At 62.2% G+C, this 14,955-nt stretch carries 16 protein-coding genes; 9 read left to right on the top strand and 7 right to left on the bottom strand.

Annotated features, from left to right (window positions below; all coding sequences use genetic code 11):
• Positions 1-41 precede the first annotated feature (41 nt).
• The gene (locus RA302_RS22165) at positions 42-773 is read right to left on the bottom strand and encodes an enoyl-CoA hydratase (RefSeq protein WP_003940192.1); all 732 of its coding nucleotides are present in this window, start codon (positions 771-773) and stop codon (positions 42-44) included.
• Positions 774-885: 112 nt separating this feature from the next.
• Here RA302_RS22165 and RA302_RS22170 point away from each other — a divergent pair, with 112 nt between their 5' ends.
• Together RA302_RS22170 and RA302_RS22175 are read left to right on the top strand one after the other, a co-directional pair.
• Positions 886-1,989 (top strand): NAD(P)-binding domain-containing protein, encoded by a 1,104-nt coding sequence (locus RA302_RS22170; protein WP_020970433.1) that lies wholly within the window; start codon positions 886-888, stop codon positions 1,987-1,989.
• Positions 1,986-3,428, top strand: coding sequence for a phospholipase D-like domain-containing protein (locus RA302_RS22175; protein WP_030534947.1), 1,443 nt, complete (start codon positions 1,986-1,988; stop codon positions 3,426-3,428). The genes RA302_RS22170 and RA302_RS22175 overlap by 4 nt, the downstream gene beginning before the upstream one ends.
• A 4-nt stretch (positions 3,429-3,432) precedes the next feature.
• Here the strand turns inward: RA302_RS22175 and RA302_RS22180 are convergent, their stop codons facing one another.
• Positions 3,433-3,942 carry a hypothetical protein gene (locus RA302_RS22180; protein WP_030534948.1) on the bottom strand — a complete coding sequence of 170 codons (510 nt, stop codon included), beginning with the start codon at positions 3,940-3,942 and terminating at the stop codon, positions 3,433-3,435.
• Between the two features lie 378 nt (positions 3,943-4,320).
• On the opposite strand from RA302_RS22180, the gene RA302_RS22185 reads away from it, so the two are divergent.
• From RA302_RS22185 to RA302_RS22210, 6 genes are all read left to right on the top strand, one after another.
• A complete protein-coding gene (locus RA302_RS22185; protein ID WP_230587430.1) occupies positions 4,321-7,167 on the top strand; it encodes an ATP-binding protein in 2,847 nt (948 codons plus the stop codon).
• Entirely contained in the window at positions 7,164-7,580 is a 417-nt protein-coding gene (locus tag RA302_RS22190; RefSeq protein WP_003940329.1) for a roadblock/LC7 domain-containing protein, read from the top strand. The genes RA302_RS22185 and RA302_RS22190 overlap by 4 nt, the downstream gene beginning before the upstream one ends.
• Before the next feature lie 5 nt (positions 7,581-7,585).
• Positions 7,586-7,960 (top strand): DUF742 domain-containing protein, encoded by a 375-nt coding sequence (locus RA302_RS22195; protein WP_007727785.1) that lies wholly within the window; start codon positions 7,586-7,588, stop codon positions 7,958-7,960.
• Positions 7,941-8,528: an ATP/GTP-binding protein gene (locus RA302_RS22200; RefSeq protein WP_003940118.1), complete on the top strand. Its 588-nt coding sequence runs from the start codon at positions 7,941-7,943 to the stop codon at positions 8,526-8,528. The genes RA302_RS22195 and RA302_RS22200 overlap by 20 nt, the downstream gene beginning before the upstream one ends.
• 40 nt (positions 8,529-8,568) lie before the next feature.
• The gene (locus RA302_RS22205; RefSeq protein WP_003939865.1) at positions 8,569-9,363 is read left to right on the top strand and encodes an MHYT domain-containing protein; all 795 of its coding nucleotides are present in this window, start codon (positions 8,569-8,571) and stop codon (positions 9,361-9,363) included.
• Between the two features lie 63 nt (positions 9,364-9,426).
• Positions 9,427-9,963: an AAA family ATPase gene (locus RA302_RS22210; protein ID WP_007727786.1), complete on the top strand. Its 537-nt coding sequence runs from the start codon at positions 9,427-9,429 to the stop codon at positions 9,961-9,963.
• A gap of 12 nt (positions 9,964-9,975) precedes the next feature.
• On the opposite strand, the gene RA302_RS22215 is transcribed toward RA302_RS22210, so the two are convergent.
• Both RA302_RS22215 and RA302_RS22220 read right to left on the bottom strand, forming a co-directional pair.
• Positions 9,976-10,434, bottom strand: coding sequence for a GNAT family N-acetyltransferase (locus RA302_RS22215; protein WP_030534950.1), 459 nt, complete (start codon positions 10,432-10,434; stop codon positions 9,976-9,978).
• A gap of 56 nt (positions 10,435-10,490) precedes the next feature.
• Complete coding sequence (locus RA302_RS22220; RefSeq protein WP_007727793.1) at positions 10,491-11,117, bottom strand: XRE family transcriptional regulator; 627 nt, start codon at positions 11,115-11,117, stop codon at positions 10,491-10,493.
• Between the two features lie 39 nt (positions 11,118-11,156).
• Here RA302_RS22220 and RA302_RS22225 point away from each other — a divergent pair, with 39 nt between their 5' ends.
• Positions 11,157-12,179, top strand: a complete 1,023-nt coding sequence (locus RA302_RS22225) for an NAD(P)/FAD-dependent oxidoreductase (RefSeq protein ID WP_030534952.1) — start codon at positions 11,157-11,159, stop codon at positions 12,177-12,179.
• 9 nt (positions 12,180-12,188) lie between these two features.
• On the opposite strand, the gene RA302_RS22230 is transcribed toward RA302_RS22225, so the two are convergent.
• Genes RA302_RS22230 through ctaD form a run of 3 tightly spaced genes read right to left on the bottom strand, consistent with a single transcriptional unit; the run spans position 12,189 to position 14,937 of the window.
• Positions 12,189-12,608, bottom strand: coding sequence for a DUF5313 family protein (locus RA302_RS22230; RefSeq protein WP_042451127.1), 420 nt, complete (start codon positions 12,606-12,608; stop codon positions 12,189-12,191).
• Between the two features lie 55 nt (positions 12,609-12,663).
• Entirely contained in the window at positions 12,664-13,137 is a 474-nt protein-coding gene (locus RA302_RS22235; protein WP_003939892.1) for a MarR family transcriptional regulator, read from the bottom strand.
• A gap of 45 nt (positions 13,138-13,182) precedes the next feature.
• A complete protein-coding gene (gene ctaD / locus RA302_RS22240; protein WP_243617291.1) occupies positions 13,183-14,937 on the bottom strand; it encodes a cytochrome c oxidase subunit I in 1,755 nt (584 codons plus the stop codon).
• Positions 14,938-14,955 lie beyond the last annotated feature (18 nt).

Consider the following 14,955-nt stretch of genomic DNA (forward strand, 5'->3'; position numbering starts at 1 on the left):
CTGCCCTGCGTGCCCGGCGCCTGTTTTCCCTGCAACCAGCTTTACTTACCCTTGAATACGGGAGGGCGGTTCTCGATGCGGGCAGCGCGGGCTTCCTGGACGTCCTCGCTGAGCCAGGCGGCGTGAAGCGCGTCGAGCTGCTCGGGAGACTGCTCCTCCATGGTGCCGTCGTCGTTGAGAACCATCTTCATGTGCCGCAACGACAGCGGTGCGAGATTCGCGATGCGGTGTGCCCATTCCTGAGCGTCGTCGAGGGTTCCGATTTTGTTGGCGAGGCCGCGAGTGAAGGCTTCTTCGGCGCCGATCTGTTCGATGCCGAGCAAAATGGTGCGCGCGGGACCGCCGCCGACCAGCGACGCGAGCCGACGCATCGTCCACTTGTCCACCGAGACACCGAGGGTGGCGGCCGGGATTCCGAAGCGAGCGCTCGGCGCCACGACGCGAAGATCCGACGCGATGGCCAGTTGCGTGCCCGCGCCTATAGCCGGACCGTTGACGGCAGCGATGACGGGGATGGGCGCCGTGTCGATAGAGCGAAGCATCTCGAACAGGCGATCGGTGAAGCCCTCCATGTAGACGTCGCCGGAGAGGTCCGCGCCTGCACAGAACGCCGATCCCTCACCGGTGATGACGACGACGTGCGCGTGCTCGGCTACCGCCGCGTTCATCGCGTCCCGTATTGCGATGCAGAGTTCCGCGCTGAGCGCATTACGACGCTCGTGACGCTGCAACTCGATGGTCACGACGTTGCCGTCACGGGAGAACCCGATCATGTCCGCTCACTTTCGTTTCTGGAAGGCTCGACACAGGGATGTTCCGAGGCGCCGATACCGTCCGCATACTTCTCTGCAGCTAAGTTCTGTACATCAGGAGGTTAGATTACCGATGAGTACAGACGACCTTGCCGCACAGCAACCACACCCGGTTGACGTGGTGGTGATCGGCGCCGGACAGGCCGGACTCTCCGCCGCCTACTACCTGCGCAAGTTCGGAATCGAGCCCGAATCGGGGTTCGTGGTGCTCGATCATGCGTCGGGGCCGGGCGGGGCGTGGCAGTTCCGTTGGCCGAGCCTGACACTGAGCACCGTCAACGGCGTCCATGACCTCCCGGGAATGTCCTTCGCGGAAACCACCGGTACAGACGCCGAACAGGTGCCTGCATCGGTGGCGGTCCCCCACTACTTCGAACTGTACGAAAAGCAATTCGAACTTCCCGTCCACCGCCCGGTACACACGCGAGTGGTGTGTCCGAGGGAAGAGCGCCTGCGGATCGAGACCGACCAGGGAGTATTCGCGGCGCGAGGCTTGATCAACGCGACGGGGACCTGGGAGCGGCCCTTCATCCCCCACTATCGCGGGGCCGAGTCGTTCCGTGGCCGACAACTGCACACGAAGGACTATCGAACCGCTGCCGAGTTCGAAGGCAAACATGTCGTCGTGGTCGGCGGCGGGATCTCGGCCGTCCAACTGCTCGACGAGATCTCACGCGTCACGACCACTACCTGGGTGACGCGGCGCGAACCCGAGTTCCGCGACGAGCCGTTCACGCCGGACATCGGCCGCGCTGCGGTTGCCATGGTCGAAGATCGTGTACGACGCGGCCTGCCACCGGGATCCGTTGTCTCGGTGACCGGCCTCCCGGTAACGCCTGCCATCCGGGCAGCGCGAGAGCGTGGTGTGATGAATCGACTGCCGATGTTCTCCGAAATTCTTCCGAACGGCGTGAAGTGGGCCGACGGTACCGTCGTCGACGCCGATGTCATCTTGTGGTGCACCGGTTTTCGTAGCTCACTCGATCACCTGGCGCCGTTGCACCTGCGCGGACCGGGTGGCGGAATTCCGATGACCGGGCGCCTCGCCACGCAGGTCGAAGCCGACCCTCGCGTGCACCTGGTGGGATACGGACCGTCGTCGTCGACGATCGGAGCCAACCGCGCCGGCCAAGCGGCAGCGCGCGAACTGACCGCGTACCTGGGAATCGGCGAATGAACAGAATCCTTGTTCCGGGCGAAACCTGCTGGCGCATCGAACCGGCGGACAATCTTGCCTGCATCGTCGACGCCGCTGACTACTTTCATCATGCGAAGTCCGCAATGCTGCAAGCTGAAAAGCGAATCATGTTGATCGGCTGGGACTTCGACACGCGCATCAAACTCGAACCAGGCGAGCAGACTCTCGACGGCCCCAACCGGTTGGGAATGTTCCTCCGCTGGCTCGTCCGCGAGAAACCCGACCTCGAAATCCTCGTACTCAAATGGAACATCGGCGCGTTCACCGCAATCGGCCGCGGCATGACTCCCGTCTTCGTGTCCAACTGGCTGACCGACGAGCGCCTACGGTTCGAGATCGACGGCGCCCACCCGGTTGGTGCGGCGCACCATCAGAAAATCATCGTCATCGACGACGCTCTGGCGTTCTGCGGCGGCATCGACATGACTGTGGACCGCTGGGACACCTCGGATCACGTCGACCGAAACGATTATCGAATCACGCCCAGCGGAAGGCGTTACGGCCCTTGGCATGACGCAACCACGGCGGTCGACGGCAATGCGGCTGTGGCCATCGGCGAATTGGCGCGGGCACGCTGGAAATCCGCAACCGGCGAGGATCTGACACCGGTCAAGAGCACTGCGACTCCGTGGCCCGTCAATTTGGCTCCCACCTTGCGGGTGGTCGACGTAGCCGTCGCCAGAACATTGCCGGAACTCGGCGAGCGCGCGGAGGTTCGTGAGATCGAGGCGCTGTATCTCGCGGCCATCGCCGGCGCCGAACACACGCTGTACATCGAAAGCCAGTACCTCGCATCACGCACGCTGGCCGAGGCGATTGCCGCGCGTCTACGTGAGGCCGACGGGCCGGAAATCGTTCTGGTCATTCCCCGCAATGCCGATGGATGGCTCGAACAAAAGGCGATGGACGGGGCACGCCACGACCTGCTGCATTTGCTGTGGTCGGCCGATACCCACGACCGTTTCGGTGCGTTTTATCCCGTGACCTCTTCTGGCGCACCTATTTACGTACACGCCAAGGTTCTCGTGATGGACGATCGGCTCCTGCGAATCGGGTCGTCGAATCTCAACAACCGTTCGATGGGCTTCGACACCGAGTGCGACATCGCCGTCGAATCCGACGACGACGCAGATGTCGAGTTGCGCGCCTCGATCATCGGATTGAGGCGCCGGCTACTCAGCGAGCACCTCGACGTCACCGAGGAAGAAGTCGACGACGCGTCGGGTGAGCAGTCACTGTTGTCGACGGTTCGCGCTCTCTCGACCTCCGACGCTCGCAGTCTGCGCGAATTCGACCGGAACACAGTCGACGGCGAAGACCACGTGCTCGCTGAAAATGCACTGATGGATCCCGAGCGCACGCCGCCCAGACTGAGCGATCGAATCGAAGGATTGCGCCGCCTGCTCGGCAAACGCTGAGACTCTAGAACACGCGCACGCAGTGCCCGGTTGCCAGCGCGAGTTCGACGAGCGTTGCACCGTGAACACTCGGGACGAGCGCGAGGAGAAACGTATCGCTGTCGCTGTCGAGCCAGGCAAGTGAAACGCCCGTATCGGTGATGTTGTCGCCGATACGGGCGAGAAGCGATTCGAGTCCAGCAGCTCGATCGAAGGCCACGACAAGACTGTCCGCCCACTCCCACGATCCCGCCGGCGCCGACGTGAGCACTCGCAGCTGACCCAGAACCTCGGCAGCATCCTCGTTCCAGTCCACCCAGACCAGGCGTTCTTGTTCGTGCAATGCGTCGACGAGAGCAAACCACGCCATTTCCGGGTGTGGCTTCTCGAGCGTCTGTGAGTACAACTCGTTCTGCACTTCGACATACCGTTCCGGTTGGTCGATCGCGAGAGTCACACGATCGATGACAACAGCGCTGTCAGGGGCGAGCAGTTCGGCGATCGCGCGCAACGCGTCGCGAGCAGTTCCACTCACTATGGCTCCAAGTTCAATTCGGTCATCGGTGCGGTTTCCACATTCTGACATGCGTGTGCGCCTCGTTCGGACGTGTCCTCGATGTCGGGACACGAGCCAGATGCTTGCCGTGAGTTCCACGAATCCCCGGGCAGCACCGCTCGCCGAGCTACCAAATTGGACTTTCCGGCTATCCCATTCGCCGCACTTGTCCGTTTACCCTTTCACCTGGCCTTACAATCCGGATATAGTCATCGGCGATCCGAGAAGCCAACTGGGATGTAGCGAGCCAGCGAACAGTCTGTTACCGTTCAGCTAACTACCCCTTCTGGTCAAACCGGATCGAAGGGGTTCGGGCAATGACCCACGGGGGGTTGACGTGAAGGGGCCATGTTCCGCATGAAACACGATTCACACACGACAACCTCTTGGTGGTCGATCGGCGAATGGCGCCTGGGATGGAAGGTCATCGCCGTTCTCGCATTGCCGATGATCGTCGCCGTCGTCCTCGGAGCCCTTCGCGTTCAGACGGAACTCGAAGAAGCCGCACAGCTGAGTTCCTCGTCCGAGCGCGCCCTCGCTGTGCCCGCCGCGATCAATCTCGAATCCGCGCTGTACGAGCTCGCCGAAGCCGCATCGGCACGCGCTGACACCGGCCCCGCCACACAAGCGGTTTCGGACGCAATGGATCAACTGGTCGACGCCGCGCGCGCGTTCCAGTCCGACGACGATCTCAACGACCAAGTGACTTCGGCGCTCGCAGAGAGCCGTTCCATCACGGAGGAGGTCGCCGCCGGCGCGGTGGCTCCCGCACGCTTGGTTTCGCGGGTCGGCGAAGTCTCTCGCGCACTCTCGAGCACCTTCACCAGCGTCGTCGAGCATTCTCAGCGTCCGGCGCTGCGCGAAGAGGGTGGCCGACTCTCAGCACTCTGGGATGCGCGACGAGCACTGGCCGAACAACGAATCCTCTTCGGGTCAGGTGATCCGGACCAGCAGGCTCGTACCTCGATGGTCAGTGCCGCCGGTGCCGAACTGGTCGCTCTGAACAACATTCTCGCCATCGACGGGAGCAACGACACCGTCCGGACCCTCAGCAACTCTGCTCAGAACCGGATCAACGCACTCGGATCAACCCCGTCGACCTCTCCTCTGGGGAGCCGCGTCGGTACCGATCTGAAATCCGGAAACGACCAGTACAACAGCCTGACCGACACCACCGTCACCGAGTTCGGCGATACCGTCACCGCTGAATCCAATGCAGCACGAACCGCAGCACTTCGTGACACTGCAATCGTGCTCGGCGCGGTCCTGCTGGCACTGGCCATCGCCCTCGTCATCAGCCGATCGCTCATCGATCCGATCCGTCGGCTGCGATTTGCCGCATTGCAAGCAGCACGACGCGGACTCCCCGACGCGATCGAACGAATTCGCGCAGGTGCCAGTATCGACGACGTCGACTTCGCCCGTGTACCGATCCGCACCCACGAGGAAATCGGCGAGCTTGCACGCGCGGTGGACGACATGCACGGTCAGGCCATCACGCTGGCCGGCGAGCAGGCCACCCTGCGGCGCCAGGTCAACGACATGTTCGAAACGCTGTCGAGGCGTAACAAGTCCCTCGTCGACCAGCAACTCGGTTTGATCGAACAGTTGGAGCAGGACGAAGACGACCCTCGTCGCCTCGAGAATCTGTTCCGGCTCGACCACATCGCCGCGAGAATGCGTAGAAACGGCGACAACTTGTTGGTTCTCGCCGGAACCGATGTACGCCGCGCCAGAACCGCCCCCGTCGCTCTCGGCGATATCCTTCGTGCGGCGGTATCAGGCGTCGAGGAATATCGACGCGTCGAACTCGGGCAGATACCGCCCGGAGTCGTCACCGGTCATGCTGCCCCGGACGTCGTTCACCTCATCGCTGAACTGCTCGACAATTCTCTGCGGTACTCCCCGCCGGAGACCACCGTCTCCATCAACGCTGCCCGCACCATCGACGGCTCCATGATCGTCGAGATCGCAGATCTCGGTATCGGCATGTCGCCTGCCGATATCCTCGATGCCAACGAGCGCCTCGCCGCCGGCGGCGAGATGAGCGCGGATACAGCGCGTCGCATGGGTTTGTTCGTCGTGAGCCGAATCAGTCGTCGCTACAACATCTCTGTGCGCCTGCGCCCGACGGCAACGTCGTCGACGCACAGCGGCATCACCGCAACGGTGCTCCTACCGACGTCGATACTCGATTCTTCTCGGGGACCCGAGATCCGCACGCCGCGAACCGGACCCGTGCCCACGCTCGATCGGACTCCGCCGCCCGCACCGTCTGAACCGTCCTGGTCACAGCCCGTCCCGACCGAATTGGCACCCCCGCAGCCTGCGACCAGAAGTTTCGCAGATCTCCCGCGTCGAACGCCCAGCAACAGCACCGACCGGACTGAGACGTTCGCCCCGATCACACCGCAATCCATTCCCACGACAACAGCGCCTTCGGGGTTGCCACGTCGCACTCCGGGCACAAGTGGAGTACCGGCGGTCAGTACCTCGACTCCGACCACTGCTGCACCCGCCACCTCCGTGTCGTCCTTCGCTCCTCTGCCCGATCCCGAAGGCACAAGCGCATCGACGTCCCTTCCCGTGCGTACTCCTTCGCCGGAATTCACCTCGCCGGCACAGGGTCCCGAGATCCCGGTGGGTCCACACCCGTCGACAACCCCGCCGCCACGGCACCGGCTCTCAGCCCCGACGCCGACAAACACTGCGGCGTTCTTCTCCTCGCGCACCCGCGACGGGCTCTCTGCTCGCGCATCGGCGCGCGCTGACGGCGCGGGAGACGGCAACTCGAACGGCGTACTCGCTGCCCCGACCACGATGCCGATTTTCGCCCGGATGGTGTCCGAGTGGCTCGTGGACCCGACGGCGGAGACGTCAGCTGCTTCCACCGGCAGTGCGTGGACCACCGACGCGGATCAAGGCTGGCTGGCCGCTCGGACCTCGTTCGAGATGCCGGTCACCAAGATCGCCGATTCCGGACTTCCCATTCGAGACCGCGGAGCCCGCCTGGTTCCCGGCGCAGTCGGGAGAGGTGGAACGACACAGCGCCATGCATCCAATCCGGCGGACGTCCAACGTGGTTGGAGCAGTTACCAATCCGGAGTACAACGAGGGCGTCGGCGCGCTGCCGACCATCAGCCCGATGGCGGACAGTCTTTCGAATCGTCCACGATGTTGCACAACGATGAAGGAGAACAGTGAACACTGTCGGAGCCCAAGAGACTCCCCGCGCACTCGACTGGCTGGTATCGGCTTTTGCCCGAGACGTGCCGGGTGTGAGTCACGCGATCATCGTCTCAGCCGACGGGTTGTTGACGGCCTCGAGCACACATCTTCCGCTCGATCGGGCCGATCAATTAGCCGCTGTCACTTCCGGACTCGCCAGCCTGTCCGCGGGGGCGTCACGCCTCTTCGACGGTGGAGCCGTCATGCAGTCCGTCGTCGAGATGGAGAACGGCTACCTGCTTCTCATGGGCGTCGGTAGTGGCGCTTACCTTGCTGCTCTCGCTGTCGCCGGATGCGACATCGGCCAGATCGGTTACGAAATGGCGACTCTCGTCGATCGCGTCGGCACCACCATGGACATTGCCCCGAGAACATCGCAGGGTATTTGAGTTCGATGCCTCACCATCAATCCGAGTACGACGACGCCGAACCGAGCTTGGTCCGGCCGTACGCGCTCACCGAAGGTCGGACCCTGCCGTCCATCGACCTCCCACTCGAAGCGATCATCGCGACGATCGAAGACGCGGTCTCGAACAATCTTGCACCGCAGGATATTCGTGCATCGATCGTCGCACTCTGCGAGCAGCGGATCTCGGTTGCCGAGATCGCTGCCCACCTGGGTGTTCCGATCGGAGTCGTGCGGGTACTGGTCGCCGACCTCGTAGTAGCCGGATCACTGGAAATACATGCCACTCTGCGAAGCGACGCATCTCGAGTCGAGCGACGCGAACTGATCGAAAGGACCCTCAGTGGACTTCGGGCACTCTGACTCATCGTCTCGCGTGAAATCGACAAAAATCGTGATCGCCGGGGGTTTCGGTGTTGGCAAGACAACACTTGTGGGGACCGTCTCCGAAATCGTCCCCCTTCGCACGGAGGCCATGGTCACCGACGCCAGCGACGGTATCGACAATCTCGGATCCACTCCCGACAAGAGCACCACGACGGTCGCGATGGACTTCGGGCGCATCACTCTCGCCGACGACCTGGTCCTCTATCTGTTCGGAACCCCGGGACAGCGCCGCTTCTGGTTCATGTGGGACGACCTGATCACCGGTGCGATCGGTGCGGTCATTCTGGTCGACACGCGTCGCCTGGAAGACAGCTTCGCCGCAGTCGACTTCTTCGAGGCGCGAGGCCTCCCGTTCATCGTGGCGGTCAACCGTTTCGACGGCGCGCCAATCCATTCGGCGAGCGATCTCCGCCAGGCGTTGGCTCTACCCAACCGGGTTCCCATGATCGAGATCGACGCCCGAAACCGCGAATCAGCCAAACGCGCGCTGATCGCCGTCACCGAATACTCCCTCGAACGACTTGCAGCTGAAGCAGTCGTCTAGATGAATCACCAGATGCGAATCGTCGCCGAAAGGAACTGGCATGTCGGATGAAATGCACCATTTCTCGATGGGAATCTGGCTGCTCGGACTCGCCTACGTCGTGTCCGTGGTCGGGTCGGTAGTCGGCCTGGCGTGCACCAGGCATTCAGCGTCGGCGACGACAACCGCCACACGCATGCGATGGCTCGCCATGGCTGCCTTGTCGATCGGTGGCGTCGCCATCTGGCTCATGCATTTCATCGCCATGCTCGGCTTCGCGGTCCCCGGCAGTCCCATTCGATACAACCTCGGATGGACCGTGATCTCCGCGATCATCTCAGTAGGGGCCGTGTTTGTCGGCCTGCTGATCATCGGGACCGAATTTCGCTGGACGCGGCTTCTGATCGGGGGCGTGGTAACCGGTCTCGCCGTGAACATCATGCATTACACGGGTATGCGCGCCTTGCGCTTTCAGGGCGAGATCCACTACGACCTGCTCTTCGTTGCACTGTCGGTTCTGATCGCAGTCGTCGCCGGAACCGCTGCACTGTGGTTCACCATGGTGCTCGAGTCCACGATTCTGCGTTTTGTCGCCGGAATCATCATGGGCATCGCTGTCGTCGGTATGCACTACACCGGAATGGCCGCTGTCGAGGTTGTTCACGACGCGGCAGCCCCGGCGCCACAGGGACTCGAAGTGTTCTCGTTCCTCTTCCCTGTCTTCGTTCTCGGCCTGCTGGCGTTGGCAGTTCCGATTGTCGCAGTGCTGACAGCACCCAACCGCGCGACGGCACGAATGGAATCCGCCGCCGACGATCTGGCGTTCGAAGCACGAGAGTTCGCGATCTCGAACTGAGCGAGTACGGGGCGAGTACGGGGCGAGTTCACGTAAATCGACAACGCCCCGTACATTTCGGGGATGGTGGATGCCGGACACAACCCCCAGCCATCGACTCGCGCAACGCTCGTCGTGATCGGTGGTTTGCCGGCCACCGGCAAGTCGACGATCGCGCGGGCGCTTGCGCAGCGTCACCAAATCCCCTTCGTGCGGATCGATACCATCGAACAGGCGCTGATCCGCAGCGGTATCGCTGACGGGTCCGGGACCGCCGGATACATCACCGGGTACGCGCTCGCCGCCGAACAATTGCGACTCGGACTTTCGGTCGTGGTCGAATGCGTCAACCCCGTCGAGGCGACACGAGACGCCTGGTCCGCTACCGCACAACATAATTCGGCGCGCCTGCTCGGTGTCGAGGTCATCTGTTCGGATCCCGACGAGCATCGCAGACGCGCTGAACGGCGAGTCGTCGACATCCCGGATCTCGTACTACCGACGTGGCAGGAAATTCTGGATCGAGACTACGAGCCGTGGACTACGGAACGGCTGGTGCTCGACACCGCAATCATGGACTCCGACAGTGCAGTACGACGCATCACAGCAAAGATGCTGTAGCGTGCGAGCTGCTCACAAGGTGAGAACGAAGAATGCGCTGTTCGGGTCTTCGCGGTAGTTCCCGAACGGTGGACAAGGCACGAACCCGAATTTCGCGTACAACCGGCGAGCTGGATCGAAGAACTCTTGCGTACCGGTCTCCAATTCGAGTTGCCGGTAACCTCGTTGTCTCGACTCGTCCACGACGTGTTGAAGAAGTCGCGTTCCCACGCCACGCCCCCTTGCTGCCGATGACGTTCGCATCGACTTGATCTCGCCGCCCGCCGACGACCGTTCCTTGAGCGCGACGCAACCGAGTAACTCGTCACCTTCGCTCCACAGCGTCCACATGGTCACAGAGATATCCATCAGCCCCGTGACGTCCAGCGCGTGAACGCTGTCCGCGGGCGAGGTCGCGTGCATGTCGGCGAGATGTTCGGTGAGTAGAGCACGGACCGCATCCCGACTCAGGTCGTCAATTTCGATTCGCACAGACCCTCACTGTCCTCTTCGCTTCCGGCAGCATCGAATGAAAGTATGACTGTCCGTCACTTCGCCGAAGGCCTGGCCCGAACGTGGATGCGTTCTCCTTGGGGGCCGAACAGACTCAGTACCTCGACCGGGCCGCGCCCGTCACTGCCGAACCAATGCGGGTTTCGGGTGTCGAATTCAGCAGCTTCACCCGTACCCATCACGATGTCGTGATCGGCCAACACCAACCGCAACCTCCCCGACAACACGTACAGCCATTCGTAGCCGTCGTGCACTTGGGGATCCGGTTCCGTCTGGCTTGCCGGGATGGTCATCTTGAATGCCTGCAACCCACCCGGTTGCCGAGTCAGCGGCAATACCGTTCGCCCACTGACGCTTCGAGGCGCACTCTGGATGCGTGGATCGGCGACCTGCGGTGCCGCCACCAGTTGGTCCAACGGCACTTGGTGGGCAAGCGCGATCGGAAGCAGCAACTCCAAGCTCGGGCGACGCTCCCCCGCTTCGAGCCTCGACAGGGTGCTCTTCGAAATACCGGTGGACTCGGACAGCGCTGTGAGCGTGACGTTCCTCTGTGTACGAATGCGTTTGAGGCGCGCGCCGATCTGCGAGATGGCGGCATCGATGTGCGGACCGTTGACATTCATGGTGCCGAGTCTGACGACGATTCCCAGAAATGGCAACATTAGTTGCTGAAGAACCCCCTCCGCGAGCAATCTGTGCTCATGCGAACACACACTGAAACTGAGATCCTCGACGCCGTGATCGTCGGCGGTGGCGCCGCCGGACTCAGCGCAGCCCTGGTGTTGGGTCGTGCTCGGCGCTCGGTCGCCGTCATCGATTCCGGCAAACCGCGCAACGCACCGGCAGCACACATGCACGGCTTCCTCTCGCGCGACGGCATGGCGCCACGTGAGTTGCTCGCCGTCGGACGCAGCGAATTGCAGACGTACGGAGTGGAATTGACACAAGATGACGTAGTCGACATCTCCTGGCGCGGTATCGAACCCGGCTTTGTCGTCGAACTTTCAGGAGGCACGACGCTCGAAACTCGTACTGTGCTGGTTGCCACCGGTCTACGGGATTCACTCCCGGAAATACCAGGCATCCAGGAGCTTTGGGGACAAAGCGTGCTCCATTGCCCGTACTGCCATGCGTACGAGATCAGCGACCAACCGATCGGCGTTCTCGGCGGCGACGCTCGCGAGATGTCACTTCACCAGGCGTTTCTACTCCGACAGTGGTCGTCGGATGTGACGTTCTTCCCCGACAAGATCTCGCTCACCCCCGACGAACGCGCGCGACTGGCTGCCCGAGGAGTGACGGTTGCCGACGGATCGGTATCTGGATTGGTCTGCGAGAAAAGCAAACTGAAAGCCGTCGAACTCGACAACGGCCAACTTGTTGCGCGCTCAGCACTGTTCGTTGCGCCGCGTTTCGTTCCGAACGACGCACATCTGACGCGACTCGGCTGCAAAACCAGCCCCACGGGATTCGTGGCTGTCGATCGTTCCGGCGCCACCAGTGTTCCTGGTATCTGGGGCGCCGGCAACGTCGTCGACCCTCGCGCCCAGGTAATCAATGCTGCGGCGGCAGGTTCGACCGCGGCAATCGCGATCAACGGATATCTGGTCGAGCAAGATGTCGAATCGGCTCTTCGTTCGACCGAGCCGGAAGGGGGCTTCTCGGCGACCGTGGAGCAACGCGTCTGCGAGTTGAACGGCGGCAGCGCCCTCCACGGCTTGTGACCGAGGCGTCTACGTCGCGGGGCCGCCGTGCAACTTCTCGTAGGCGGCCTTCTCGGCGTCGTGGCGCGAGATCTTCTTCGGGTTCTCGAGGTCGGAAGGCAAACCGTGACGCTCGAGGCGGCGCGACCTGTTCTGAGCCATGTAGGAGACCGAATAGAACAGTGCCAGAAGCACTCCGAGCAGCACCATCGATGCCCGCAGGGCCCACGGTCCGGGGAAGAGCATGAAGGCCGCGAACACTGGAATGAACGGCACCATGCTTCGGATCAGGTGACGCGGCACGGCCCAGTCACCGATCAGGTCGTTTCGTACCCAGTCCTGCATCGAATCGGGCAGTTTGCGCCCCACTGAATAACCCAACCACTGAAGAGGATTCGGGCTCGTACGTTGCTTTTTGGAAGTCACGGAAGTCACCTGTTCGGTACGCATCGACGGTACTGACGCAGTCATCACGTTTCTTTCGGATGCAGTCATCACATTTCTCTCATTGGTCCAAGGCTCCGGCGCGGAGCGCGGCCTCGTTGACCCGCGTCAGAACATTGTGGAGTTCTTCGAGTTCGGCGAGGCTGACGCCGAGCTTCGCGACAACCGCCGGCGGGATCTTCTCCGCCTCCGCGCGCAGTGCCACACCGGCTTCGGTGAGGTCCACGTCCAGTTGCCGTTCGTCGGCGCGGCTACGGGTTCGCGTGATCAGCCCGGACGCCTCGAGTCGCTTGAGGAGCGGCGACAGCGTCGGCGAATCGAGTTGCAGTGCCTGCCCGATTTCCTTGACCGCCATCGGCGACTTTCCCCACAGTGCCAGCATCACCAGGTACTGGGGATGCGTGAGGCCCATCGGCTCGAGCAGTGGCCGGTAGACGGACAGCACCGCCCGGTTCGCGACCGCAAGTGCAAAGCACACCTGCCGGTCGAGAGCCAGCGGATCATCCATCTGCGTCTGCGGAGCCTTCGTCGTCATGAATCCGATATTATCAGATTAATTAGTGCAGCAACTATTATTGCACTAATCAATCTGGCGACGATCGTCACTCTTCTCCAACGTCGACGTGGGTTGCCCGGTGAGACCCACGTGCGCTTCCGCCCTCATTCGCTCCACCATGTGCGGGTAGTGCAGCTCGAACGCCGGACGCTCACTGCGGATGCGCGGCAACTCGGTGAAGTTGTGACGCGGCGGCGGGCAGGTGGTTGCCCACTCCAGCGAGTTTCCGTAACCCCACGGATCGTCGACGGTGACAACTTCGCCGTAGCGGTAGCTCTTGAAGACGTTCCAGATGAACGGAAGCGTCGAGGCACCGAGCACGAAGGCAAAGATCGTGGACACCGAGTTCAGAACCGTGAACCCGTCCGAGGGCAGGTAGTCGGCATAGCGACGCGGCATCCCCTCGCCGCCGAGCCAGTGCTGAACGAGGAACGTGCCGTGGAAACCGACGAACGTGGTCCAGAAGTGCCACTTGCCGAGACGCTCGTCCATCAGGCGACCGGTCATCTTCGGGAACCAGAAGTAGATACCGGCGTACGTGGCGAACACGACCGTACCGAAGACCACATAATGGAAGTGGGCGACGACAAAATACGTGTCGGTGACATGGAAGTCGATCGGCGGGCTCGCGAGAATGACACCCGACAGACCACCGAACAGGAAGGTGATCAAGAAGCCGACCGAGAACAGCATCGGCGACTCGAAGGTCAACTGCCCCTTCCACATCGTGCCGATCCAGTTGAAGATCTTCACACCTGTCGGCACGGCGATCAGGAACGTCATGAACGAGAAGTACGGCAGGAGAACAGCACCCGTCGCGTACATGTGGTGAGCCCACACCGCGATCGACAGAGCTGAAATCGCCAGTGTCGCATAGACCAATCCGGTGTACCCGAAGATCGGCTTACGGCTGAAGACCGGGAAGATCTCCGAGACGATACCGAAGAACGGCAGCGCGATGATGTACACCTCGGGGTGACCGAAGAACCAGAACAGGTGCTGCCACAACAGAACTCCACCCGACGCCGGGTCGAAGATGTGTCCACCGAGGTGACGGTCGACGAACAGACCCATGAACGCAGCGGTCAGCAGCGGGAACGCCATCAAGATCAGAATGCTGGTGATGAAGATGTTCCACGTGAAGATGGACATCCGAAACATCGTCATACCTGGTGCGCGCAGGCAGATCACGGTGGTGATCATGTTGACCGCACCGAGAATGGTGCCGAGGCCACCGACCGTCAGACCGAAGACCCACAGGTCGGCGCCGACGCCGGGACTGTGCACCGCACCCGACAACGGGGTGTACGCGGTCCAACCGAAGTCGGCAGCGCCGCCCGGCGTGAGGAATCCGCCGAGAACGATGAGACCACCAAAAGTGAAGAGCCAGAACCCGAATGCGTTCAGACGCGGGAACGCCACGTCCGGGGCACCGATCTGCAGCGGAAGTATGTAGTTCGCGAAGCCGAAAACGACGGGCGTCGCGTACAGCAGCAACATGATCGTGCCGTGCATGGTGAACAACTGGTTGAACTGCTCGTTCGAGAGGAACTGCATCCCGGGGACAGCCAGTTCCGCACGCATGAACAGGGCCATCAGGCCGCCGATCAGGAAGAACGCGAAAGCCGTGATCATGTACATGATCCCGATCTTCTTGTGATCGGTGGTCTTGATCATGTCGAACATCCACGACCCCTTGGGATCACGGCGCTTCGGGTACGGCCGCTCCGGAATCGGCTCCAACTCTCCGGTCCGCTCGTCCGGCACCGTTGTCGTCATGCTCGCGCGTCCTCTTTC

Origin of the sequence: Rhodococcus sp. DN22, assembly GCF_036669995.1 — a bacterium.
Classification (GTDB): Bacteria; Actinomycetota; Actinomycetes; order Mycobacteriales; family Mycobacteriaceae; genus Rhodococcus_F; species Rhodococcus_F erythropolis.

What these genes read in the sequence shown, in the direction of transcription:
- RA302_RS22165 (WP_003940192.1), bottom strand. Translation starts at nt 773, where the DNA reads ATGATCGGGTTCTCCCGTGACGGCAACGTCGTGACCATCGAGTTGCAG.
- RA302_RS22170 (WP_020970433.1), top strand. Translation starts at nt 886, where the DNA reads ATGAGTACAGACGACCTTGCCGCACAGCAACCACACCCGGTTGACGTG.
- RA302_RS22175 (WP_030534947.1), top strand. Translation starts at nt 1,986, where the DNA reads ATGAACAGAATCCTTGTTCCGGGCGAAACCTGCTGGCGCATCGAACCG.
- RA302_RS22185 (WP_230587430.1), top strand. Translation starts at nt 4,321, where the DNA reads ATGAAACACGATTCACACACGACAACCTCTTGGTGGTCGATCGGCGAA.
- RA302_RS22195 (WP_007727785.1), top strand. Translation starts at nt 7,586, where the DNA reads ATGCCTCACCATCAATCCGAGTACGACGACGCCGAACCGAGCTTGGTC.
- RA302_RS22205 (WP_003939865.1), top strand. Translation starts at nt 8,569, where the DNA reads ATGTCGGATGAAATGCACCATTTCTCGATGGGAATCTGGCTGCTCGGA.
- RA302_RS22210 (WP_007727786.1), top strand. Translation starts at nt 9,427, where the DNA reads ATGGTGGATGCCGGACACAACCCCCAGCCATCGACTCGCGCAACGCTC.
- RA302_RS22220 (WP_007727793.1), bottom strand. Translation starts at nt 11,117, where the DNA reads ATGTTGCCATTTCTGGGAATCGTCGTCAGACTCGGCACCATGAATGTC.
- RA302_RS22225 (WP_030534952.1), top strand. Translation starts at nt 11,157, where the DNA reads ATGCGAACACACACTGAAACTGAGATCCTCGACGCCGTGATCGTCGGC.
- RA302_RS22230 (WP_042451127.1), bottom strand. Translation starts at nt 12,608, where the DNA reads ATGCGTACCGAACAGGTGACTTCCGTGACTTCCAAAAAGCAACGTACG.
- RA302_RS22235 (WP_003939892.1), bottom strand. Translation starts at nt 13,137, where the DNA reads ATGACGACGAAGGCTCCGCAGACGCAGATGGATGATCCGCTGGCTCTC.
- ctaD (WP_243617291.1), bottom strand. Translation starts at nt 14,937, where the DNA reads ATGACGACAACGGTGCCGGACGAGCGGACCGGAGAGTTGGAGCCGATT.